The 20,927-nt window shown below is 67.6% G+C and carries 20 protein-coding genes and 1 pseudogene; 13 read left to right on the plus strand and 8 right to left on the minus strand.

The annotated features are described in order from the left end of the window. Positions 1-3 precede the first annotated feature (3 nt). From ACWPN3_RS27720 to ACWPN3_RS27730, 3 genes are all read right to left on the minus strand, one after another. The gene (locus tag ACWPN3_RS27720; protein WP_492240178.1) at positions 4-456 is read right to left on the minus strand and encodes a YsnF/AvaK domain-containing protein; all 453 of its coding nucleotides are present in this window, start codon (positions 454-456) and stop codon (positions 4-6) included. A 19-nt stretch (positions 457-475) separates the two neighbouring features. Then, positions 476-616 carry a hypothetical protein gene (locus ACWPN3_RS27725; protein WP_492240179.1) on the minus strand — a complete coding sequence of 47 codons (141 nt, stop codon included), beginning with the start codon at positions 614-616 and terminating at the stop codon, positions 476-478. Between the two features lie 148 nt (positions 617-764). Continuing rightward, a complete protein-coding gene (locus tag ACWPN3_RS27730) occupies positions 765-2,279 on the minus strand; it encodes a pentapeptide repeat-containing protein (RefSeq protein WP_492240180.1) in 1,515 nt (504 codons plus the stop codon). 162 nt (positions 2,280-2,441) lie between these two features. Between ACWPN3_RS27730 and ACWPN3_RS27735 the strand changes: the two genes are divergently transcribed. Then, positions 2,442-3,713: an MFS transporter gene (locus ACWPN3_RS27735; RefSeq protein WP_492240181.1), complete on the plus strand. Its 1,272-nt coding sequence runs from the start codon at positions 2,442-2,444 to the stop codon at positions 3,711-3,713. A 63-nt stretch (positions 3,714-3,776) separates the two neighbouring features. Here the strand turns inward: ACWPN3_RS27735 and ACWPN3_RS27740 are convergent, their stop codons facing one another. Then, positions 3,777-4,406, minus strand: coding sequence for an MlaC/ttg2D family ABC transporter substrate-binding protein (locus tag ACWPN3_RS27740; protein ID WP_109450422.1), 630 nt, complete (start codon positions 4,404-4,406; stop codon positions 3,777-3,779). 206 nt (positions 4,407-4,612) lie between these two features. Continuing rightward, positions 4,613-5,398, minus strand: coding sequence for an MlaA family lipoprotein (locus tag ACWPN3_RS27745; protein WP_109450420.1), 786 nt, complete (start codon positions 5,396-5,398; stop codon positions 4,613-4,615). 456 nt (positions 5,399-5,854) lie between these two features. On the opposite strand from ACWPN3_RS27745, the gene ACWPN3_RS27750 reads away from it, so the two are divergent. From ACWPN3_RS27750 to ACWPN3_RS27805, 12 genes and pseudogenes are all read left to right on the plus strand, one after another. Then, positions 5,855-6,841: an ArsR/SmtB family transcription factor gene (locus ACWPN3_RS27750; RefSeq protein WP_492240182.1), complete on the plus strand. Its 987-nt coding sequence runs from the start codon at positions 5,855-5,857 to the stop codon at positions 6,839-6,841. Further along, positions 6,838-7,743, plus strand: coding sequence for a methylenetetrahydrofolate reductase [NAD(P)H] (gene metF / locus ACWPN3_RS27755; RefSeq protein WP_492240183.1), 906 nt, complete (start codon positions 6,838-6,840; stop codon positions 7,741-7,743). The genes ACWPN3_RS27750 and metF overlap by 4 nt, the downstream gene beginning before the upstream one ends. A gap of 60 nt (positions 7,744-7,803) precedes the next feature. Next, on the plus strand, positions 7,804-8,277 hold the full coding sequence (locus ACWPN3_RS27760) for a DUF29 domain-containing protein (protein ID WP_109450413.1): 474 nt from the start codon (positions 7,804-7,806) through the stop codon (positions 8,275-8,277). Between the two features lie 4 nt (positions 8,278-8,281). Continuing rightward, positions 8,282-8,755: a DUF29 domain-containing protein gene (locus ACWPN3_RS27765; protein ID WP_492240184.1), complete on the plus strand. Its 474-nt coding sequence runs from the start codon at positions 8,282-8,284 to the stop codon at positions 8,753-8,755. A gap of 51 nt (positions 8,756-8,806) precedes the next feature. Continuing rightward, a pseudogene (gene metH, locus ACWPN3_RS27770) lies at positions 8,807-12,299 on the plus strand (methionine synthase). A 50-nt stretch (positions 12,300-12,349) separates the two neighbouring features. Further along, complete coding sequence (locus ACWPN3_RS27775) at positions 12,350-12,682, plus strand: nucleotidyltransferase domain-containing protein (protein ID WP_109450406.1); 333 nt, start codon at positions 12,350-12,352, stop codon at positions 12,680-12,682. After that, on the plus strand, positions 12,672-13,073 hold the full coding sequence (locus ACWPN3_RS27780) for a HEPN domain-containing protein (RefSeq protein WP_109450404.1): 402 nt from the start codon (positions 12,672-12,674) through the stop codon (positions 13,071-13,073). Before ACWPN3_RS27775 ends, ACWPN3_RS27780 begins: the two co-directional genes overlap by 11 nt. Beyond that, positions 13,074-13,409 (plus strand): nucleotidyltransferase domain-containing protein, encoded by a 336-nt coding sequence (locus ACWPN3_RS27785; protein WP_492240185.1) that lies wholly within the window; start codon positions 13,074-13,076, stop codon positions 13,407-13,409. A gap of 19 nt (positions 13,410-13,428) precedes the next feature. After that, complete coding sequence (locus ACWPN3_RS27790; protein ID WP_492240186.1) at positions 13,429-13,815, plus strand: HEPN domain-containing protein; 387 nt, start codon at positions 13,429-13,431, stop codon at positions 13,813-13,815. Next, positions 13,812-14,309, plus strand: a complete 498-nt coding sequence (locus ACWPN3_RS27795; RefSeq protein ID WP_492240187.1) for a thioesterase family protein — start codon at positions 13,812-13,814, stop codon at positions 14,307-14,309. Before ACWPN3_RS27790 ends, ACWPN3_RS27795 begins: the two co-directional genes overlap by 4 nt. A gap of 65 nt (positions 14,310-14,374) precedes the next feature. Further along, complete coding sequence (locus tag ACWPN3_RS27800) at positions 14,375-14,911, plus strand: pentapeptide repeat-containing protein (protein ID WP_492240188.1); 537 nt, start codon at positions 14,375-14,377, stop codon at positions 14,909-14,911. A 119-nt stretch (positions 14,912-15,030) separates the two neighbouring features. Then, a complete protein-coding gene (locus ACWPN3_RS27805; protein WP_109450395.1) occupies positions 15,031-16,059 on the plus strand; it encodes a GGDEF domain-containing protein in 1,029 nt (342 codons plus the stop codon). Positions 16,060-16,080: 21 nt separating this feature from the next. Here the strand turns inward: ACWPN3_RS27805 and ACWPN3_RS27810 are convergent, their stop codons facing one another. The 3 genes from ACWPN3_RS27810 to cysC form a co-directional block, all read right to left on the minus strand. Next, the gene (locus ACWPN3_RS27810) at positions 16,081-17,160 is read right to left on the minus strand and encodes an NAD(P)H-dependent flavin oxidoreductase (RefSeq protein WP_492240189.1); all 1,080 of its coding nucleotides are present in this window, start codon (positions 17,158-17,160) and stop codon (positions 16,081-16,083) included. Positions 17,161-17,272: 112 nt separating this feature from the next. Continuing rightward, the gene (locus ACWPN3_RS27815) at positions 17,273-18,895 is read right to left on the minus strand and encodes an ABC-F family ATP-binding cassette domain-containing protein (protein ID WP_492240190.1); all 1,623 of its coding nucleotides are present in this window, start codon (positions 18,893-18,895) and stop codon (positions 17,273-17,275) included. A gap of 162 nt (positions 18,896-19,057) precedes the next feature. Further along, positions 19,058-20,926 carry an adenylyl-sulfate kinase gene (gene cysC / locus ACWPN3_RS27820; RefSeq protein ID WP_492240191.1) on the minus strand — a complete coding sequence of 623 codons (1,869 nt, stop codon included), beginning with the start codon at positions 20,924-20,926 and terminating at the stop codon, positions 19,058-19,060. Between the last annotated feature and the right edge of the window lies 1 nt (position 20,927).

The raw sequence follows: 20,927 nt of genomic DNA on the forward strand, positions 1-20,927 counted from the left end.
GTCTCACTCCTCGGGCGAAGTCTGATTGGGGGATCGGACGGGGGAGGGCGGGGTGGTCACACGCTCCACCACCGCGTCTTCGGAACGCAGGGTGACGGGCTGCTCGATCTCGACGGTCCGTCGGTTCTTGCGGATGTGCAGCTCTTCGCGGAGCACCAGGCGCAGTTCCACCACCAGCACCTCCTCCACCAGCGGGATCACCGTGACGTCCCCCTCCTGGCGGATGCCGGGATGGGCGTCGATCTCGCGGTCGATGGGGACGCGGGTGACGGTGGCCTCCTCATGCTCCAACGCTTCGCGGACGATCTGCTCGCGTTCGGACACGCGGGTGGTGACGCGGACGCGGCTTCGCTCGACCCGCTGCTTGCCGACGGTCACCGACTCGTCGTGCAGGGGAATGACCGCATCGTCGCCGTCGCTGCGCCGGGCGGGTGGCGGTCCGGTGTCGGCCGTCATGGCGGCGGGTGCCGCCGGGTCAGCGGAACAGGAGATAAAGGACGACCGCGACCACGATCAGTCCGATGATGATCCACATCCAGTTCATGCCGAAACTGCCGGCTCCGCCGTCGGAACCGCCATACACACCAATTTTCCTGGGCTTCTGTTCGTCTGCCATGGGAGCCTCCTATCGGATGTAGACCGGCAGGGTTTTGCTCCCATCCGGCACGCATCCTTCAAACAGAGGCACGTCACTGATCGTTCCGGGGATTCAACGATCCTTTGAAATAGACGGAGCGATGGCAGGAAAATTTGTGCGGCCGGTGTCAGCCCGCCATCTTCTGGTGTTCCAGGAAGGCGGTCTTCAGCAGCGCCTTCAGGTCGTCGCCATACTGGTGGAAGCGGACGGACAGCTGCCCGCGCTCCTCGTCGCGGTGCAGGACGACGAGGTTGGCGACGGCGGCCACCTCCTGCTGGTCGGCCAGCACGACGCGGGCCTGGAAGGTCTGGCCGCGCTGGTAGGGCTGGTTGACCGCCAGCAGGCACAATCCGCCGACCGACCAGTTGCGGGCGGGGAAGCTGCCATGGTCGGTGTGGACGACCATGCCGGGGCGGACGAAGCGCTTCTGCCGCCGCCGTTCTTCCGGCGGGGGCGGGGGGAAGGGGCTGGTGGCGCCGGTGATGTCGATGCCGGAGCTGTCGGTCAGCGCCTTGGTGAACACGGCACCGCGCACGATTGCCGGCCCCATGGTGGAGTCGCGCAGGTCGGCGTCGGAGAAGTCGGCGCCCTCGAAATTGGCCGGCCAGTCGCGGCCGCCGGCCAGCGGCACCGGTCGGGCATCGACCCCGTTCATCAGCGTGTGAGCCAGATAGGCGCGGCGCAGGGTGGCCCCGCGCAGCACGGCGTCGCGCAGGTCGGCCTCGTCGAGGTCGATGTAGGACAGCTCCGCCATCTCCAGGCTGGCCTTGGTCAGCCGGGCGCCCGGCAGGCGGCAGCGGCGCAGGCGGGCCGCCGCCAGCGTCCGCCCATGCAGGTCCGCCCCCGCCACCGACACGAGGTCGAGGTCGAGCCGGGCCCCCTCCGCCCCGCCGCTGTCGACCCAGCGCTCGTGCCGCTCCACCAGCTCCAGGAACTCGGCGACCGGCATCGCGCTGTAGCTGGGGCGGACGATGGCGTCGGGCGGCAGGGCGAAGGGGATGAAGGTGCGGGTCAGGGTGGCGTGGTCCATCACCGTGTTGCCGAACACCGCCCCGTCGAGGTTGGCGCCGCAGAAATCGGTGCCCATCAGCACGGCGGAGGTCAGCTCCGCGCCCGTCAGGTCGGCGTCGTTCAGGTCCGCCCCGGTCAGGTCGCAGCCGGAGAAATTGGCGCCGGCCAGGATCGACCGCTCCATCTTCGCTTCGGTCAGCCGGGTGGTGCCGGTGCCGCGGGTGGAGGTCCGGCCACTGCCCTCTTGGCCGCCCTCCTGGCCGCTGCTGTCCACCAGCTCGCCCGCGCGGAAATCGGCACCGCGCAGGTTGGCATCGGTCAGCAGGGCGCGGTGCAGGTTGGCGCCGCGCAGGTCGGCGCCGGTCAGGACGGCGCCGGTCAGGTTCACCGCCTCCATGTCGGCGCCGAACAGGTCGGCCTGCGACAGGTTTGCCTTCACCATGCGGGCGTTGCTGAGGTTGGCCCCGGCCAGCTTGGCGCCGGCCAGCGACACGCGCTCCAGATTCAGCCGCGAGAGATCGCGGAAGCTGAGGTCGGCGCGCCGACCGCTGGACGGCCGTTTCAGCCATGCCTGATGCGCCTGGATGATCGTCCGGAGTTCGTCGATCTCTTTCGGATCGCGTTCGGCCATGGCGTCGGGTTCCCGGATCCAACCGTATGACGAAAGACAGCAGAGTCGCTGCAACGATAGCCCGTTCGGACAGGCGCGTCACTGCTTCTGAATGCTCTGGAGCAAATCGCTCCGTTCGGCGTTCTGTTGCCGCAGCTCCATCCGGGGCGGACTCCCTGCAGGATGACCGACGTGGCCGGACCAGACCGTTCTCTCGATCTGCTGAACTTCTTCCTAGCCGACGTGCGGGATGGGCTCGGCCCTTATCTGGCGATCTATCTGCTGACCGTCCAGCATTGGAACGAGGCGGACATCGGGCTGGTGATGACGCTCGCCGGGCTGGCGGGAATCGCAGCCCAGGTGCCGGCCGGAGCGCTGGTCGACGGCACCCGCTACAAGCGCGCGGTGATCGTCGTCGCAGCGCTTCTGGTGACGGTGGGCTCGCTGACGCTGCCCTGGCTGAACAGCTTCACCGTCGTCGCTGTGCTGCAATCGGCGGTGGGCGCCGCCGGAGCGGTCTTCCCGCCGGCCATCGCGGCAATCACGCTGGGTATGCTGGGGCCGCGCGCCTTCGTCCGCCGGGTCGGACGCAACGAATCCTTCAACCATGCCGGCAATGCGGTGGCGGCCCTGCTCGCCGGTCTGGCCGCCTATGCCTTCGGACCCATCGCGGTGTTCTGGCTGATGACCGCGATGGCGTTGTGCAGCATCGCCGCCACCGCCGGCATTCCCGCCAATGCCATCGACCATGCGGTCGCCCGCGGGCTCCATGGCGCGGACCATGGCGGCGACCGGGAGAGCCCGTCCGGTCTGCGTGTCATCCTCAGCTGCCGGCCGCTGCTGATCTTCGGCGGATGCGCCGCCCTCTTCCATTTCGCCAATGCGGCGATGCTGCCGCTGGTCGGCCAGAAGCTGGCGATGAAGGATCCGGCGCTGGGCACCAGCCTGATGTCCTTCTGCATCGTCGCGGCACAGCTGGTCATGGTGCCGATGGCGATGCTGGTGGGCGCCAGGGCCGACCGCTGGGGGCGCAAGCCCCTGCTGCTGGCCGCCTTCCTGGTGCTGCCCCTGCGCGGTGTCCTCTACACCCTGTCGGACAATTCCGCCTGGCTCGTCGGCGTCCAACTGCTGGACGGGGTCGGCGCCGGGCTGTTCGGTGCGCTGTTCCCGCTGGTGGTCGCCGACCTGACCGAGGGGACCGGGCGCTTCAATGTCAGCCAGGGCGCAATCGCCACCCTCCAGGGCATCGGCGCCTCGCTCAGCACCGCCGCCGCCGGGCAGATGGTGGTGCGGGAGGGCTACAGCGCCGCCTTCCTGATGCTGGCCGCGGCCGCGGGCGTGGCCCTGCTGCTCGCGGCGCTGCTTCTGCCGGAGACCCGCAATGTCGGCGCTGCGGAGGCCGGTGACGACGACATGGCATCGGCCGACGCCGCAAAGGCCGCATCGGAGGCCTGAAACGACGAAGCCCGGCTCCATGAGGGGCCGGGCTTCGCGGTAGGTTAGACTGCTGTCGAACGGTCAGCCGGTACGGCCGACCTTCTGGCGCAGCGCCTGGATCAACCCGTCGATGCGGCCGCCATTCTGTTCGATGACGGAGGCGAATTCCTGCCGCTGGGTCACGCCCATGCTGACATTCTCCACCACCACGTCGATGATCTTGTAGTCGGCGCCGCCCTTGCGGACACGCCAGCTGACATTCACCGGCGGGCCGTTGGGACGGACGATCTGCGTCGTCACCATGCTGTCGGCTTCACCGGCCGGGCTGACGCCGGCGATCTTGAACGTCTCGCCGGAATACTCGACGAAGCGCTCGGCATAGGTGTTGACGATCAGCTGTTCGAACAGCTTCTGGTATTCGGTCCGCTGCGCCTCGTTGGCGTTGTTCCAGTAGCGGCCCAGCACCCAGCGGCCGATGTACGGCACGTCGAAGCCGGCGTACAGCAGCGTGCGGAAGCGCTGGATCGCCTGATCGCGCGACAGGCTCTTGTCCGAGAAGGTTGCGATGGCGTCGTTCCCCAGCTTCTGGATGAACGCGCTTGCCCCCTGGTCCGCGGTTTGCGCGGCTGCGGGAGAGATGAGAGAGTGCCCGGCCCAACCGCTCACCGCGAGCAGGGCAGCGGACGCGACAAACTGGCGGCGTGTCAGCATGATGGGGCGAAAAGTGGCTGTTGCTGGGGCTTTGTCAACGGTCATCTGGCCTTTGGGTTGCCGCCGGATGCTTTTGGAGGAGGCTTACGCTCCCGGCTCCGGCATCCATGGCCGCCGGTTTGCCCGCCGCCGCGGTCGCCGCACCCGTTCCCGGAGGGAGCGTGCGGCGGTCGCGATGGACGGGGCCAAGAGGTGTCAGGGACGGATCAGGGCTTCGGCGCGGTGGTGAAGTCCGGGAATTCCGGAGTCGTGCCGGCCTTGTTGTTGCTGATCGCCGCCCGGCGCTGCTGCTGGTACAGGCTGCGCACGGTGGCATAGAAGTCCAGCGAGTTGCGGCGCAGGTCGTCGACCTCCTTCAGCACCTCCGACCGGCGGTCGACGGCGCTGACGATGCCGCGGGTCATGTAGGCGCCCTTGTGGTCGTTGGCGTAGGCCCAGATGCGGATCGGGTCGCCCACGGTGTCGACGGCGTAGCCGGCGGTGTCGCGCAGGTTCGACGGACCCAGCAGCGGCAGGACCAGATACGGCCCGTCGCCAACGCCCCACACCGCCAGCGTCTGGCCGAAATCCTCCGGCGCATGCGGGATGCCCGCCTGCGACGCGACGTCGGCGATGCCGCCGGCGCCCAGGATGGTGTTGGTCAGGAAGCGGCCGGTGGCGTTCGTCGCCCCCTCCACATTGCCCTGCAACAGGTTGTTGGCGATGTAGAGCGGCGACATCAGGTTGTCGATGAAGTTGTGGATGGCGTCGCGCACCGGATCGGGCACGACCCCCACATAGACCTCGGCCGCCGGGCGGATCACCAGCACGTCCGCCGCCTCGTTGGCGGCGAAGACGAAGCGGTTGGGGATCTCCAGCGGGTCGCTGACCTGGTAGGCCGCATCCGCAGCACCCGAGTCGCCCGGGTTGGTCGCGCAGGCCGTGGCCGTCAGGGCGAAGGCCACCACGGTGGCCGAACGGAGGAGGGAGCGGGAAAGGCTGGCCAGCTTCATGTGCGACGGCTCTTTATCTGTGGGCTCGAACTCGGTGCGGGTCGCCGCATCTCCTGTCCACAACCGAAGACCCCGATGGCTGGAGTCCTCAACCCTGGCAAGGTGGCTACGCGGTCGGGAGGAAGATTGGGCGAGATATCGCAGAATTTCCACCGTTTCCTGACCTAACACAGGCTTCGCCTTTTGACCAGCATGCGCCAGCCTGTCGCAGGAGAGGGCGCGGCGACTGTGTCGGCTTTGCCGCAATGCGGCGGGAGAGCTTGCATCCCGCCGCTTTCCGCCGCGGACTGCCGGCACCGGGTCGGGCCGGCGCGGACCTGTCGCGGGCATCGATGCAAGCGGCTGCGAAAAGCGGTTTACGACGCATAAAGATATCTTTATATCTGTATCCAGGCCGGCGGGGCGGGGTGTCCCGTCCGGCCGGCTCCTTTCCCGGCCCGAATCGGACGTGAGGCGATGGACGATCTGCTTGCGACGCTGAAGGCGGCGGCCGAAACGACGCGACTGCGGCTGCTGGCACTCTGCGCGCACGGCGAGCTGACGGTGACCGAACTGACCCAGATCCTGGGGCAGAGCCAGCCGCGCGTCTCGCGCCACCTGAAGCTCCTGTGCGACGCCGGCCTGCTCGACCGCTTCCGCGAGGGGACCTTCGCCTTCTACCGGCTGGCCGAGAAGGGGCAGTCGGCCGAACTGGCGCGCGTCCTGGTCGACGCCATCCCCGCGAACGACGCCACACTCATCCTCGATCTGGAGCGGCTGGACGCCATCAAGCGGTCCCGCTCGGAAAGCGCTGCCGCCTATTTCCGTGAGAATGCTGCGCGCTGGCACGAAATCCGCTCCCTTCACGTTGCGGAAGGCGAGGTCGAGGCCGCTCTGCTGCGCCTGTTCCCGGAAGAGGGGGTGGAGGAGCTGCTGGATATCGGCACCGGCACCGGACGGATGCTGGAGGTGCTCGCCGGGCGCGTCCATCGCGCGATCGGGGTAGACCAGTCGCGCGAGATGCTGGCCGTCGCCCGCAACCGGCTGGAGGAGGCGGGGCTTCGCCACTGCCATGTCCGCCAGGCCGACATGTACCAGCTGCCGTTCCCCTCGGGATCCTTCGATGCCGCGGTGATCCATCAGGTGCTGCACTACACCGAATCGCCTTCTGGCGTCCTGGCCGAGGCGGCGCGGGTCCTGCGCCCCGGCGGGCTGCTGCTGATCGTCGATTTCGCCCCCCATCATCTTGAAGCCCTGCGCGAGGAGCACGCCCACCGCCGCCTGGGCTTCTCCGATGCCGAGGTCGCCGGCTGGTGCCGCCAGTCCGGCCTCGACTGCGGCCCGGTGGTGCAGCTGCCGGGCGACCCGCTCACCGTTTCCGTCTGGCCGGCCACCCGCCTTGCCGCCGGCGCCGCCATTTCCTTCCCGAAGACCGCCCACTCGCTCAGCGGAGTTCCGTCATGACCGCGCCCACCTCTGCGCTGCCGTCCATCAGCTTCGAGTTCTTCCCGCCCAAGTCGGAGAAGATGGAGCAGAGCCTGTGGCAGTCGATCCGGCGGCTGGCCCCGCTGTCGCCCAGCTTCGTGTCGGTGACCTACGGTGCCGGCGGCTCGACGCGCGAGCGCACCCACGCCACCGTCTGCCGCATCCAGGACGAGACCGGCATCCCGGCCGCCGCCCATTTCACCTGCGTCGGCGCCACCCGCGACGAGATCGACGCCATCGCCCGCACCTATTGGGATGCCGGCATCCGCCATCTGGTGGCGCTGCGCGGCGATCCGCCGGAGACGGCGGGCGGCGTCGGCGGGCAATACGAGCCGTTCCCCGGCGGTTACGCCTATGCCGCCGATCTGGTGGCGGGGATGAAGCGCATCGCCGATTTCGAGATCTCGGTGGCCGCCTATCCCGAAAGCCATCCGGAGGCGCCGAGCGCCCAGTTCGACCTCGACAACCTGAAGCGCAAGGTCGATGCCGGCGCCACCCGGGCCATCACCCAGTTCTTCTTCGACAACGACGCCTATTTCCGTTTCCTCGACCGCTGTGCGGCGGCCGGCATCCATGTGCCGATCGTCCCCGGCATCCTGCCGATCACCAACTTCGCCCGCGCGGTGGAGTTCGCCGGCAAGTGCGGCGCCTCGATGCCGGCGAAGCTGGCCGAGACCTTCGAGGGTCTGGACGACGACCCGGAGACCCGCCAGCTCGTCGCCGCGACGGTGGCGGCGGAGCAGTGCCAGGCCTTGCAGGCGCAGGGCGTGAACGACTTCCACTTCTACACGTTGAACCGCTCCGACCTGACCATCGCCATCTGCCGCATGCTGGGCGTCAAGGCGAAGGCCGCTCCGGCGGCGGCAGCGGTGGCGGGGTAGGGCGCCGGCCGCCGCCCTGTGCTACGCTGGGACGGCGAATTGTCGCGGGAGGGCGATGACATGGACAGCCGGATCGGATACGACACGGACTTCTACGCCTGGACCCAGGAACAGGCGCGTCTGCTGCGCGAAGCGGCGACCGAACGCTCCAACTCGCCCATCGATTGGGAGCACATCGCCGAGGAACTCGACATCATGGGCGGGCAGGTCAAGGACGCGATCCGCAGCCATCTGGCCACGGTGATCGAGCATCTTCTGAAACTCGAACAGTCGCCCGATCCCTATCCGCGCCGGAAATGGCGGATCTCCGTGACCAAGGCCCGCCGCCATCTGCAGGACAAGCTGGAAGACCATCCGAGCCTGCAGCGCTGGCCGGCCGAGATCCTGGGAAAGGCGTGGCTGGACGGTCGTGACGACGCCTGCCAGGACGACAGCATCGCCATCGATGCGCTGCCGAAGGATTGCCCTTACGCCCTGGAGGATCTGCGCGATCCCGACTGGTGGCCGCTGAACCGCCACGGGCTGGAGGGCTGAGCCAATGGACAGCCGGATCGGATACGACACCGACTTCCTCGCCTGGACCGAGGAGCAGGCCCGCCTGCTCCGCGAGGCGGCGCGCGAGCGCATCAACACGCCCGTCGACTGGGAGAATGTCGCTGAGGAGATCGAAAGCATGGGCCGGTCGGAATTGCGCGCGGTCGAAAGCGCGCTGGTCCGTGTGATCGAGCATCTGCTGAAGCTGGAACACTCCCCGGCGGCCGATCTGCGCGGCGATTGGAAGGTCTCCGTCCTCGAACACCGCGACCGTGTTGCCCGCGACTTGTCGGCCAGTCCCAGCCTTCGCGGACGGATCGACACCGCCAACATTTACAAGTCCGGTCGCAAGATCGCCGCTCTCGGTCTGGAGCGTGATGGCATGCGACCGAACGACCTTCCGGCCGACTGCCCCTATTCTCTGGACCAGCTTCTTGACGAGGACTGGTGGCCAAAGAGCCGCCACGGCCTGACCTGACCCTGCCTTTTCTGCCCCGAACCCGCCAAATAACGGACAAGACGCATTCCCATGGCCCACATCCTCGACACCCTGCGTGACCGTGTTCTGCTTTGCGACGGCGGGTTCGGCAGCCGCATCCAGGCGCTCGACCTCGACGTCGAGAAGGATTACTGGGGGCACGAGAACTGCACCGACATCCTGCCCCTGTCGCGCCCGGACATCGTCCGCGACATCCACCGCGGCTATTTCGAGGCCGGCGCCGACATGGTGGAGACCGACACCTTCGGCGCCTCGCCGGTGACGCTGGGCGAGTTCGGCATCTCCGAGAAGGCCTTCGAGATCAACCAGCGCGCGGTCGAGCTGGCGCGCGAGGCGGCGGAAAGCTTCAAGGACGGGCAGCCGCGCTTCGTCATCGGCTCCATCGGGCCGGGCACCAAGCTGCCCAGCCTCGGCCACATCGCCTATCAGCCGGCGGAGGACAGCTTCTATGTCCAGGCCGCCGGCCTGATCGCCGGCGGCGCCGACGCCATCCTGGTCGAGACCTGCCAGGATCCCTTGCAGATCAAGGCCGCCGTCAACGGCATCAAGCGCGCGCGGGCAGAGGCCAACAGCGACACCCCCGTCTTCGTCCAGGTCACGGTGGAGACCACCGGCACGCTGCTGGTCGGCACCGACATCGCCGCGGCGGCCACCGTCATCCAGGCGCTGGACGTGCCGCTGATGGGACTGAACTGCGCCACCGGCCCGCTGGAGATGAGCGAGCATGTGCGCTGGCTGTCGCAGAACTGGCCGGGCCTGATCTCGGTCCAGCCCAATGCCGGCCTGCCCGAACTGGTCGACGGCAAGACCCATTACCCGCTCCGCGCCGACGACTTCGCCCACTGGCTGGAGCGCTTCGTCGGTGAGGACGGGGTCAACCTCGTCGGCGGCTGCTGCGGCACCAACGTCCCCCACATCGCGGCGGCGAACCAGATGCTGCGCAAGCTGGCTCCGGCCGGCTCGCACCGTCCGGCGCCGAAGGGCCGCACCGTCCATTGGGTGCCGGCGGTGGCCTCGCTCTACTCCCAGGTGACGCTGCGCCAGGAGAACGCCTTCTTCGCCATCGGCGAGCGCTGCAACGCCAACGGTTCCAAGAAGTGGCGCGAGTTGCAGGAGAAGAACGACTGGGACGGCTGCGTCGAGATGGCGCGCGAGCAGGTCAAGGAGGGCAGCCACTCGCTTGACGTCTGCACCGCCTTCGTCGGCCGCGACGAGGTGGCGGAGATGAACGCGGTCATTTCCCGCTTCTCCGGCTCGGTGACGGCGCCGCTGGTGGTCGATTCGACCGAGTACAAGGTTCTGGAGCAGGCGCTGGCGCTCTATGGCGGCAAGGCGATCCTCAACTCCATCAACTTCGAGGACGGCGAGGAACCGGCAAGGCAGCGTCTGGCGCTGGCCAAGAAGTTCGGCGCCGCCGTCATCGCCCTGACCATCGATGAAGAGGGCATGGCGAAGACGCCGGACCGCAAGCTGGAGATCGCCAAGCGGCTCTACGATCTGGCGGTGAACGAATACGGCCTCGCCCCATCCGACCTGCTGTTCGACCCGCTGACCTTCACCATCGCCACCGGCAACGAGGATGACCGCAAGCTCGCCATCTGGACGCTGGAGGGCATCGAGGCGATCGCCCGCGAGATGCCCGGCTGCCAGATCATCCTCGGCCTGTCCAACGTCTCCTTCGGCCTCAACGCCGCGGCGCGCCATGTGCTGAACTCGGTCTTCCTCGACCATGCAGTGAAGAAGGGGATGACGGGCGCCATCGTCCATGTCTCCAAGATCCTGCCGCTGCACCAGATCCCCGAAAAGGAGGTCAAGACCGCCGAGGATTCTGATCTTCGACCGCCGCGCCGAGGGGTACGACCCGCTCCAGGCCTTCATCGCCCTGTTCGAGGGCCGCAAGGCGGCGGATGCCAAGAAGAAGGCGCGGGCCGAAACCGTCGAGGAGCGGCTGAAGGAGCGCATCGTCGACGGCGACCGCACCGGGCTGGAGGACGATCTCGCGGAAGCGATGAAGACCCATCCGCCGCTGGAGATCATCAACACCTACCTGCTCGACGGCATGAAGGTGGTGGGCGAACTGTTCGGCGCCGGCAAGATGCAGCTGCCCTTCGTGCTGCAATCGGCCGAGACGATGAAGGCCGCCGTGGCGTGGCTGGAGCCGCACATGGAGAAGATCGAGGGTCAGCAGAAGGGCACGCTGGTGCTCGCCACCGTCAAGGGCGACGTCCACGACATCGGCAAGAACCTCGTCGACATCATCCTGACCAACAACGGCTACAAGGTGGTCAATCTCGGCATCAAGCAGCCGGTGAGCGCCATCATCCAGGCGGCCAAGGAGCACAAGGCCACCGCCATCGGCATGTCCGGCCTGCTGGTGAAATCCACCGTGGTTATGCGCGAGAACCTTGAGGAGATGACCCGCGAGGGGCTGGAGGTGCCGGTCCTGCTCGGCGGTGCGGCGCTGACCCGCGCCTATGTCGAGGGCGACTGCGTGGCCTCCTACGGCTCGGGCCGCGTCGCCTACGCCGGCGACGCCTTCGACGGGCTGACCCTGATGGACAAGGTGGTGGAGGGCAGCTTCGACCAGCAGCTCGCCATCCAGCAGGCCAAGCGCGCCGGCAAGGCGACCAACCGCCGCCGCGTGCTGGGGCAGGCGACCAGTGCCGCCACCGGCCCGGTGGACAAGGACGCCGTCCGCGCCCGCCGCCACCGGCTGGCCGAGGGCGTTCCGGTGCCGACCCCGCCCTTCTGGGGGCCGAAGCTGATCGACCATGTGCCGCTGAAGACGTTGGTCACCTACCTGAACGAGCGGATGCTCTACCAGCTGCAATGGGGCTACCGGAAGGACGGCAAGTCCTTCGAGGAGTTCAAGGAGTGGGCGAAGAAGGAGCTGCGGCCTGTGCTCGACCGCATTCTCCAGATCGCGGCGAAGGAGGAAATCCTGCGCCCGACCGCCGTCTACGGCTATTGGAAGGCGGCGGCCGACGGCAACGACGTCATCCTGTTCGAGGAGGACGGCACCACCGAGGCCGCGCGCTTCTCGCTGCCGCGCCAGGGCAAGGAGGATGGCGAGTGCATCGCCGACTTCCTGCGCGACGTGACCGATCCGGAGCGTGACGTGCTCGGCCTCCAGGTCGTCACCATGGGCCAGCATTGTGCCGAGGTGGCGCGGGAGTGGTTCGCCGAGAACCGTTACCAGGACTATCTCTACCTGCACGGCCTGTCGGTGGAGATGACCGAGGCGATGGCGGAATATGTCCATGCCCGCATCCGTGCGGAGCTGGGCTATGGCTCGGAAGACAGCCGCGACAAGGAGAAGCTGTTGCAGCAGTCCTACCGCGGCAGCCGCTACAGCTTCGGCTATCCGGCCTGTCCGAACCTGAAGGACCAGGAACAGCTGCTGAAGCTGCTGGATGCCGGCCGCATCGGCATCGAGATGTCGGACGAGGACCAACTCCATCCCGAGCAGAGCACCTCGGCCATCGTCCTGCACCACCCGCGGGCCAAGTACTTCTCGGTGTGATTTGATCCTCCGCCGCCCGTTCCGTGTTAGGATGGGCGGCGGAGGTCTTCATGGCTATGGTCGACGCGCGGAACGACGAGAAGCTGCAAATCCTGTTGGACCGGATCGTCCCGGCCCTGGAGCCGGAAGCCGTCTACCTGTTCGGCAGCCGGGCGCGCGGCGATTTCGACGAGGACAGCGATTACGACCTGCTGGTGATCGTCCCGGACGATGCACCGAAAGAACGGCGGTCGATGTCCACCGCCTTCGAGGCCAGCCGGCAGTCTCGGGTTCCGGCCGACATCATTCCCTGTTCCCGCACCGGCTTTGAACGAAACAAGGATTCGGTGGGAACGCTCTGTTACGAGGCCAATCACTTCGGGGTGCGGGTCTATGGTCGATAGGGTGGTCACGGCCTGGCTGGCGGTGGTTGACGAGGACATCCGGGCGATCCGTGCTTGCCTCGTGGGCTCTGCGGTCAAGTCCGCGGCCTACCATTGCCAGCAGGCTGCAGAGAAGTTGGTCAAGGCGGTTCTTGTCTCCTTCGGACGCCATCCGCCGAAACAACACAACATCGTGGCATTGCTGGACGATGTGCCGCCCGATCACCCCTTGCGTGCGACCTTGTTGCCATTGGAGCGCTTCACGATTTATGCCGCGGCTTTCCGCTATCCGAGCATGGATATCTTCGACGGCCCGCCGGACGAACCCGATCCCGACGACGTGTCCCATTGGCTGGCTGAAATCGAGCAGGTACGGGCGACGGTTTCCGCTTTTCTGGAAGCAAAGGCGTAGATGATGGATGCCATCGACGCACGGAACGACGAGAAGCTGCGAATCCTGCTGGACCGGATCGTCCCGGCCCTGGAGCCGGAAGCCGTCTATCTGTTCGGCAGCCGGGCGCGCGGCGATTTCGATGAGGATAGCGATTACGACCTGTTGGTGATCGTCCCGGACGACGCGCCGAAGGAACGGCGGTCGGCCGTCTTCGCCCATGCAGCCAAGTCCGGGACCTGCATCCCGGCTGACATCGTGCCCTGCCGCCGTTCCTTCTTCGAAGCGAACAGGAATCAGGTCGGCACGTTGAGTTACAAGGCCACGCATGAGGGGGTGCGTGTCTATGGGGCTTAGGGTCGGACCCGAAGCATGGTTGGCAACGGCGACCGTCTACCTGCGCGCAGGCCGGGCCTGCCTGTCCGTTCCGGATCCCATCGTCACGGCCGCTACCTACCATTGCCAACAGGCTGCTGAAAAGCTGGTCAGGGCGGTTCTGGTCTGGCTGGATCTTGATGTCCCCCGTTCCCACGATATCGATTTGCTCGTCATGCGCATCCCGCGTGATCTGCCGATCCGGGAACGCTTGTCGCCTCTCGGGCGCTTCACCGCTTTCGCCACCTTGTACCGGTATCCGGGAGAGGCGGGCGATGTCTCCGACGAACCGACCCCGGAGGAGGTGTTCGGCTGGCTTGACGAGATTGAAGCAACCCGCGACAGCATTGGACTCACCATTTCGTCTGACGCCGGATCCTGTGCATGACCCTTCATACTCCCCTGGCCCTCCACCACGAAACTGTCCGCCCGCAGTGGATCGACTACAACGGGCACATGAACGTCGCTTATTACCTGCTGGCCTTCGACCACGCGACGGACGCCGTGCTGGACCGCTTCGGGATCGGCAAGGCTTATGTCGCGGCGGAGAACCGCTCGGTCTTCGTCGTCGACGCCCACCTGACCTATGCCCGCGAGGTGACGGAGGGGACGCCGCTGCGCTTCGACTCGCTGCTGCTCGGCGCAGATGCCAAACGGCTGCACCTGTTCCACGAAATGCGGCATGCCGAAGAGGGGTGGCTGGCGGCGACGGCGGAGTTCATGCTGCTGCACGTCGATCTCGGCACACGGAAGACCGGCCCCTTCCCACCGGCCGTCGCGGCGGCGCTGGCCGGACAGGCGGCGGCCCATGCCGCCCTTCCCCGGCCGCCGCAGGCGGGGCGTGCGGTTGCCCGGCTGGACGGTTCCCGAGGTGCCGGATAACCGCAAGCCCTGCTTGCAGCGGCCTGGTGGTTGAGTTGAGCGGCGGTGCCCCCATCTATCGAGGGATGAGAACCGCACCCGTCCCGCCGCTTCGCCTGCGCATCCGTTCCGGCAGTCTCGCCGCCGCCGCGGTCGTGCTGACCGTCCTTTCCGTGGGTCCGGCGCTGGCCGACTGCACCGACGCGGCGCAGCCGAAGGTCAATTGGCGGCGCTGCTCGCTGGAAGGGCAGACGCTGACCGGTGTCGATCTCAGCGGCGCCATGCTGCGCGATGCGACCTTTCAGCGCGCCAGCCTGGGCGAGGCGAAGCTGACCGATGCCGACGGCTACCGTGCCAAGTTTATCAGCGCCGCCGCCCCCGGCGCGGTCTTCGACAAGGCCCGCCTGATCGAGGCCGATTTCACCCGCGCCGACCTGACCGGCGCCAGCTTCCGCGAGGCCGACCTGCGCAATGCCAAGATGGTGGGCGCGTCGCTGGCGCGTGCCGACCTGACGGGAGCGAAGCTGTCCGGCACCGACCTGCGCCATGCCGACCTGTCGGGGGCACGCTGGACCGACGGCAAGCATGTCTGTGCCGAGAGCTCCGTCGGACAATGCAATTAATCGGATAGTGCACAACCAAAGCGGTTGTAACATCTCTCCTTGTTCCCAAAAACCTTCTTGCCGTAAGGGCTTGCGCCGCGTACCGTTCGAAATCTAATGATTTTGGACGGACGGCGGTCGTGGCAACTGCGGAGGATTTCGAGCGTTCCAGCGGCCTCGCCGCGAAGGCCATGGAGCGGATGCTGTCCGACCGGCTGCCGGCCACCCCGGAAAACTTCACGCTTTGGTACGTCTATTACAGCGGCAACAACCCGGACCTGACCCGCGCCATCGATCTGGCGCGCCGCGATGGGCTGGCCGCCTCGCAGACGCTGTGCGACGAACTGTACAAGCGCTTCTTCACCATGGACGCCGAAGCCCAGGCAATCCGTGAAACCTCGGACAAAGCCCGCTATGCCCTGGGGCGCATATTGGAGCAGCTGGGCAATGTCGGATCGGAGACGGAGCGCTACGGCAACGCCCTGTCCGGCTTCCGGGAGGAGCTGGACCAGCCGCTCAGCCTGTTGGAACTGCGTGCCATGGTCGCCGCCATCGCCGCGGAGACCAAGGAGATCGTCGACCGGCAGACGGCGCTCCAGCTGCAGCTTCAGGAATCGAGCCAGCAGCTGGCGGAGATGCGGGTCAGCCTGGACAGCGCGCGGCGCGAGGCGCTGACCGACGGGCTGACCGGCATCGGCAACCGCAAGGCCTTCGACCTGATGCTGGAGGAGGCGATGGAGGCGTCGGTGCGTGACGAGCAGCCGCTGTCGCTGCTGATGGTCGACATCGACCATTTCAAGAGCTTCAACGACACCCATGGCCATCTGGTCGGCGACCATGTGCTGAAGCTGGTCGCCCGCATGCTGACCGAATGCATCAAGGGCCGCGACACCGCCACCCGCTATGGCGGGGAGGAGTTTGCGATCATCCTGCCGCGCACCAGCCTGGAGAACGCCACCAAGCTGGCGGAGCAGGTGCGGGCCTTCGTCGGCGGGCGCCAGATCGTGAACAAGGCGCGCAACGCCAATTACGGCACCGTCGCGCTGTCGGTCGGCGTCGCCCAGTTCCGCCCCGGCGAACCGGCCCTGACGCTGGTCCGTCGCGCCGACCAGGCGCTCTACGCCGCCAAACGCAGCGGCCGCAACCGGGTGACGGCCGAGGCCGTCTGAACTGGCTGGCCGGCTGTCCAGTCAACCGGCAAGCCTGCGCCGTACCTCCTCCGTCCCGCGGAGCAAATCCGCCACCAGGTCCCCCGCCGGGCGCCGCCGGGCAAGCGTCAGCCCCTGTCCGGCCCACAGCGACAGGAACTCCGCCCGGCCGGCCTTGCCGGCGGCGGTGCGCAGCGGGCGGGTCAGCGCGTTCTGCAAGGGGAAGGGCAGCACCGCCTTGGGCGCCCGCGGGTCCTCCACCGTCTCCATGAAGCGGTTGACGACGCCGCGTGCCGGACGGCCGGAGAAGGCCCGGGTGATCCGGGTCTGGTCCTCGCGCGCCGACAGGATGGCGGCCTTGTGCGCCTCGGGGATGCCGGCCTCTTCCGTGGTCAGGAACACCGTGCCCATCTGCACCGCGCAGGCGCCAAGGGCCAGCGCCGCGGCGATGCCGCGCCCGTCCATGATGCCGCCCGACGCGATCACCGGCACGCCCACCGCATCGGCGACCTGCGGCACCAGCGCCATCGTGCCGACCAGATTGGCGGCCGGATCGCCGATGAAGCTGCCGCGATGTCCGCCGGCCTCGCTGCCCTGGGCGATCACCGCATCGACGCCGGCCCGTTCCAGGGCCACTGCCTCCGCCGCGGTGGTCGCGGTGCCCAGCACCCGCATGCCGCGCGCCTTGGCCGCCGCCACGCTGTCGGCCGGCGGCAGCCCGAAGGTGACGCTGTAGAAGGCGGCACCGCTGTCGAGCAGGGCGGTGAACTGCCGGTCGAACATGTCGCCGCCATAGGCGGGCTCCTCCGCGTCCGGCAGGCCAAGCTCGGCATGGAAGGGCCTCAGGCGGGCCATCGCCTCGGCCATCATCGGCGCCGGTTCGGGGGGCGGCGTCGGCGCGAACAGGTTGATGCCGAAGGGCAGGGCGGTGCGCTGACGGATGGCGAGCGCCCGCTCGGCGATCTGCTCCCCGGTCAGGTAGGCGGCGCCGACGAAACCAAGGCCGCCGGCTTCGTTGACCGCAGCGACCAGGGCCGGCGTGTCGCCGCCCCCCGCCATCGGCGCCTGGATCACCGGCGACCGCAGCCCCAGCCGTTCAAGGGACTCCGTGAGAGAGGGCATGTCCGCCTCCGCTGTCTCGACAACGCAGGCGATGCTACGCCCCGGCGGACTTCACGACCAATGACTTGTTCTGAAGGACGCGTTCACTCAGGGTGATGGGAAGGTCCGGGGCTCAGCTGTGCAGCCCCGGCGCCTCCTGCCCGGTGCGCTCGACATACTCGGTATAGCCGCCGCCATACTGGTGGATTCCCTCCGGCGTCAGCTCCAGCACGCGGTTGGACAATGCTGCCAGGAAATGCCGGTCGTGCGAGACGAACAGCATGGTGCCCTCATAGGCCGCCAGCGCCTGGATCAGCATCTGCTTGGTGTCGAGATCCAGATGGTTGGTCGGCTCGTCCAGCACCAGGAAGTTGGGCGGGTTGAACAGCATGATCGCCATCACCAGCCGTGCCTTCTCGCCGCCCGACAGCACGCGGCACCGCTTTTCCACATCGTCGCCGGAGAAGCCGAAGCAACCGGCCAGCGCCCGCAGCGAGCCCTGGCTGGCCTGCGGGAAATGCGCCTCCAGCGCCTCGAAGATGGTCTGGTCGCCGTCCAGCAGCTCCATGGCGTGCTGGGAGAAATAGCCCATCTTGACGCTGCCGCCGACGGTGACGGTGCCGCTGTCGGGTTCGGTCGTCCCGGCGATCAGCTTCAGCAAGGTCGATTTGCCGGCGCCGTTGACGCCCATCACGCACCAGCGCTCCTTGCGGCGGATGGTCAGGTCCAGCCCTTCATAAATGGACCGGCTGCCATAGCCCTTGTGGACGTTCTTCAGCACCGCCACGTCGTCGCCGGAGCGCGGGGCCGGCGGGAAATCGAAGGTCACCACCTGGCGGCGCTTGGGCGGCTCGAAGCGTTCGATCTTGTCCAGCTTCTTGACCCGGCTCTGCACCTGGGAGGCGTGCGAGGCGCGGGCCTTGAAGCGCTCGATGAACTTCAGCTCCTTCGCCAGCATCGCCTGCTGGCGCTCGAACTGCGCCTCCTGCTGCTTCTCCTTCAGCGCCCGCTGCTTCTCGTAGAAGCCGTAGTCGCCGGAATAGCTGGTCAGCGTTCCGCCATCGATCTCGATGATCTTGGTGACGATGCGGTTCATGAACTCGCGGTCGTGCGAGGTCATCAGCAGGGCGCCCTCATAGCCCTTCAGGAAACCTTCCAGCCAGATCAGGCTTTCAATGTCCAGATGGTTGCTCGGCTCGTCGAGCAGCATGGCGTCGGGGCGCATCAGCAGGATGCGGGCCAGCGCCACGCGCATCTTCCAGCCGCCCGACAGGCCGCTGACGTCGCCGTCCATCATCTCCTGGCTGAAGCTCAAGCCCGCCAGCACCTCGCGTGCCTTGCCCTCCAGCTCATAGCCGCCCAGCTCGTCGAAGCGGGCCTGCACCTCGCCGTAGCGTTCGATGATGGCGTCCATTTCGTCGGCGCGGTCGGGGTCGGCCATGGCGGCTTCCAGCTCCGCCAGTTCGGCGGCAATGACGCTGACCGGCCCGGCGCCATCCATCACCTCCGCCACGGCGGAGCGCCCGGACATCTCGCCGACATCCTGGTTGAAATAGCCGATGCTGACCTGCTTCTCGATCGCCACCTGTCCGCCGTCCGGCTGCTCCTCGCCGGTGATCATGCGGAACAGGGTGGTCTTGCCGGCACCGTTAGGACCGACCAGCCCGATTTTCTCACCCCGATTGAGCGCCGCGGAGGCCTCCAGGAACAGGATGCGGTGGCCGTTCTGCTTGCTGACGTTATCGAAGCGGATCATGGGCGGCAGGGGTCCTTGGGGCGTGATGCGTGAGGGCGGCCCCTTATGCCACAGGATCCGGGGAGGGGGGAGGGTTGATGGGGCGGGGGGCGGCATCGGCTGAAAAAGCATCGGGCGCGGTCTTTCCCCCGCGCCCGATGCCACACCCTATGAAACTGGCCCTCAGATCACATAAGTCAGCTCTTTCTCCGACTTCAGGCTGTTCTTGCCCAAGGTCTCGTCGACATAGTCCAGCAGCTGGGCCAGCGCCTCGCTGCGGCTCAGCGCGTCGGTGTCGATCACCAGTTCGGGCTGGTCCGGCGCCTCGTAGGGGGCCGAGATGCCGGTGAACTCGGCGATCTCGCCGGCCCGCGCCTTCTTGTAGAGGCCCTTCGGGTCGCGCTCCTCGCAGGTGGCGAGGTTGGCGGCGACATGCACCTCGTGGAAGCGCTCGCCGCCGATCACCCGCGCCCGCGCCCGGTCGGCCTTCAGCGGCGAAATCAGCGAGGCAATCACCACCATGCCGGCGTCGGCGAACAGCTTCGCCGTCTCGGCCACCCGGCGGATGTTCTCCGCCCGGTCGTCGGCGGAGAAGCCCAGCCCGGCGTTCAGGCCGTTGCGGACATTGTCGCCGTCCAGCACGAAGGTTTGCCAGCCGCGGTCGAACAGCGCGCGTTCCAGCGCCATCGCCAGCGTCGACTTGCCGGCACCCGACAGGCCGGTCAGCCAGATGACGCCGCCCTTGTGGCCGTTGGCCTGGGCGCGCTCCTCCAGCGAGACGGTGTGCGACACCTCGGTGATGTTGGCCGCAGCACTGTCCTCGATCTCCACCACCAGGCAGCCGCCGACCACGTCGTTGCCGTCGATCAAAGCGCCACGGCCGGTGCGCGGCAGGTCCGACGCCAGATCGAGCGCGATGGGCGAGCGGGAGCGCAGGACGACCTCGGCCACCTCGTTGCGGCGGACCGCCTTGCCGGGGGTGCTGGACAAATCCTCCACGTTGATGACCGCCGTCACCTGCTCCACCGTCACCCGGTGTTCGGCGGTGGCGATCTTCAGCGTGTAGGTTTTGCCGACCACCAGCGGGTCCGACACCAGCCAGAACAGCCGCACGCTCAGCCGGTGGGCCAGGGTGGGGGCGTCGGACTGGTGGTGGGCGATGTGGCCGCGCTCGGCAAAGATGCGCTTGTCCAGCGTGATGCCGATGCTCTGCCCGGCCTGGGCCGACAGCACGGTCTCCGGATGGTTCCACGCCTCGATGCTGACCACCTTGGCGCTGGCGCCGGTGGGCGAGAAGTGCAGGGTGTCGCCGACGCGCAGGCGCCCGCTCTCGATGCGGCCGGCCAGGATGCGGCGGTCGTCCGGCTTGTAGACGTCCTGCAACGGGAAACGCAGCGGCTGGTCGGGCGAGGTCTGCTGCGGACGGAAGGCGTCCAGCTGCTCGATCACCGTGGGGCCGAGATACCAGTCGGACTGCTCGCTGCGGCTGACGATGTTGTCGCCGTTGCGGGCGGACACCGGGATCACCGCCTTGGGCTGGAGACCCAGCTCGGCCAGATAGTCCTTGATCTCCTGCGCCACCACCTCATAGCGGCGGCTGGAGAACTCGACCTTGTCCATCTTGTTGACGACCACCGCGACCTGACGCACGCCCAGCAGGTGCAGCAGGAAGGCGTGGCGGCGCGACTGCTCCAGCGCGCCCTCGTCGGCGTCGATCACCAGCAGCGCGGCGTCGGCCTGGGAGGCGCCGGTCACCATGTTCTTCAGGAACTCGGTGTGGCCCGGCGCGTCGATGATGACGTAGGGGCGCTGCTTGGTCTTGAAGTGGATCTGCGTGGTGTCGATGGTGATGCCCTGGTCGCGCTCGGCCTGGAGCGCGTCCATCACGAAGGCCCACTCGAACGGCATGCCGCGCTTGCGGCTCATCTCGCGGACCTGTTCGACCTTGCCGTCGGGCAGGCTGCCGGTGTCGTTCAGCAGGCGGCCGATCAGCGTGGACTTGCCATGGTCGACATGGCCGACGATGACGATGCGGAGTTGAGAATGCGGCATC

It is taken from the genome of Azospirillum sp. UENF 111221, from assembly GCF_058780625.1.

Excerpts from the sequence above, each read along its gene's own strand:
- ACWPN3_RS27720 (WP_492240178.1), bottom strand. The coding sequence starts at position 456 with ATGACGGCCGACACCGGACCGCCACCCGCCCGGCGCAGCGACGGCGAC.
- ACWPN3_RS27725 (WP_492240179.1), bottom strand. The coding sequence starts at position 616 with ATGGCAGACGAACAGAAGCCCAGGAAAATTGGTGTGTATGGCGGTTCC.
- ACWPN3_RS27730 (WP_492240180.1), bottom strand. The coding sequence starts at position 2,279 with ATGGCCGAACGCGATCCGAAAGAGATCGACGAACTCCGGACGATCATC.
- ACWPN3_RS27735 (WP_492240181.1), top strand. The coding sequence starts at position 2,442 with ATGACCGACGTGGCCGGACCAGACCGTTCTCTCGATCTGCTGAACTTC.
- ACWPN3_RS27740 (WP_109450422.1), bottom strand. The coding sequence starts at position 4,406 with ATGCTGACACGCCGCCAGTTTGTCGCGTCCGCTGCCCTGCTCGCGGTG.
- ACWPN3_RS27745 (WP_109450420.1), bottom strand. The coding sequence starts at position 5,398 with ATGAAGCTGGCCAGCCTTTCCCGCTCCCTCCTCCGTTCGGCCACCGTG.
- ACWPN3_RS27750 (WP_492240182.1), top strand. The coding sequence starts at position 5,855 with ATGGACGATCTGCTTGCGACGCTGAAGGCGGCGGCCGAAACGACGCGA.
- metF (WP_492240183.1), top strand. The coding sequence starts at position 6,838 with ATGACCGCGCCCACCTCTGCGCTGCCGTCCATCAGCTTCGAGTTCTTC.
- ACWPN3_RS27760 (WP_109450413.1), top strand. The coding sequence starts at position 7,804 with ATGGACAGCCGGATCGGATACGACACGGACTTCTACGCCTGGACCCAG.
- ACWPN3_RS27765 (WP_492240184.1), top strand. The coding sequence starts at position 8,282 with ATGGACAGCCGGATCGGATACGACACCGACTTCCTCGCCTGGACCGAG.
- ACWPN3_RS27775 (WP_109450406.1), top strand. The coding sequence starts at position 12,350 with ATGGCTATGGTCGACGCGCGGAACGACGAGAAGCTGCAAATCCTGTTG.
- ACWPN3_RS27780 (WP_109450404.1), top strand. The coding sequence starts at position 12,672 with ATGGTCGATAGGGTGGTCACGGCCTGGCTGGCGGTGGTTGACGAGGAC.
- ACWPN3_RS27785 (WP_492240185.1), top strand. The coding sequence starts at position 13,074 with ATGATGGATGCCATCGACGCACGGAACGACGAGAAGCTGCGAATCCTG.
- ACWPN3_RS27795 (WP_492240187.1), top strand. The coding sequence starts at position 13,812 with ATGACCCTTCATACTCCCCTGGCCCTCCACCACGAAACTGTCCGCCCG.
- ACWPN3_RS27800 (WP_492240188.1), top strand. The coding sequence starts at position 14,375 with ATGAGAACCGCACCCGTCCCGCCGCTTCGCCTGCGCATCCGTTCCGGC.
- ACWPN3_RS27810 (WP_492240189.1), bottom strand. The coding sequence starts at position 17,160 with ATGCCCTCTCTCACGGAGTCCCTTGAACGGCTGGGGCTGCGGTCGCCG.
- ACWPN3_RS27815 (WP_492240190.1), bottom strand. The coding sequence starts at position 18,895 with ATGATCCGCTTCGATAACGTCAGCAAGCAGAACGGCCACCGCATCCTG.
- cysC (WP_492240191.1), bottom strand. The coding sequence starts at position 20,926 with ATGCCGCATTCTCAACTCCGCATCGTCATCGTCGGCCATGTCGACCAT.